1 rRNA gene is annotated in these 1,060 nt (G+C 55.7%); it reads right to left on the minus strand.

Annotation, left to right across the window (positions count from 1 at the left end):
• Positions 1-7 precede the first annotated feature (7 nt).
• Positions 8-1,060 (minus strand): 16S ribosomal RNA (locus ACK8P8_RS22190); the annotation flags it as partial.

Raw genomic sequence — 1,060 nt, forward strand, 5'->3', positions numbered from 1 at the left:
GCTCCAGAAAGGAGGTGTTCCAGCCGCACCTTCCGGTACGGCTACCTTGTTACGACTTAGCCCCAGTTACCGGTATTACCCTAGCCCGTTCCTCGCGGTCACGATCTTCAGGTACTCCCGGCTTCCATGGCTTGACGGGCGGTGTGTACAAGGCCCGGGAACGTATTCACCGCGCCATGGCTGATGCGCGATTACTAGCGAATCCAACTTCGTGGAGTCGGGTTGCAGACTCCAGTCCGAACTACGACCGGCTTTAGAGATTGGCGCCCCGTCACCGGGTGGCGGCCCTCTGTACCGGCCATTGTAACACGTGTGTAGCCCTGGATGTAAGGGCCGTGCTGATTTGACGTCATCCCCGCCTTCCTCGCACCTTACGGTGGCAGTCTCGATAGAGTGCCCGGCATTACCCGGTGGCAACTATCGATAGGGGTTGCGCTCGTTATGGGACTTAACCCGACACCTCACGGCACGAGCTGACGACAACCATGCAGCACCTTGTAAAGAGTCCCGAGGGAAAGAACTGTTTCCAGCTCATGCACTCTACATTTAAACCCAGGTAAGGTTCCTCGCGTATCATCGAATTAAACCACATGTTCCTCCGCTTGTGCGGGCCCCCGTCAATTCCTTTGAGTTTCATCGTTGCCGACGTACTCCCCAGGTGGCTCACTTAATACTTTCGCTTGAACCCTGACAGTGTATCGCCAAGATCCAGTGAGCATCGTTTACGGCGTGGACTACCAGGGTATCTAATCCTGTTCGCTACCCACGCTCTCGCGCATCAGCGTCAGATCGAGTCTGGACAGCTGCCTTCGCTATCGGGGTTCCAAGTGATATCTAAGCATTTCACCGCTACTTCACTTGTTCCGCCATCCTCGACTCGTCTCGAGGTCACCAGTTTCAACGGCGTGCTACAGTTTAGCTGCAGTCTTTTACCGCTGACTTGGCATCCCGCCTACGCGCCCTTTAAACCCAATAAATCCGGATAACGCTCGCATCCCCCGTGTTACCGCGGCTGCTGGCACGGAGTTAGCCGATGCTTATTCGTCAAGTACTGGCATCA

The organism is Butyricimonas muris (genome assembly GCF_046365375.1).
Classification (GTDB): Bacteria; Bacteroidota; Bacteroidia; order Bacteroidales; family Marinifilaceae; genus Butyricimonas; species Butyricimonas muris.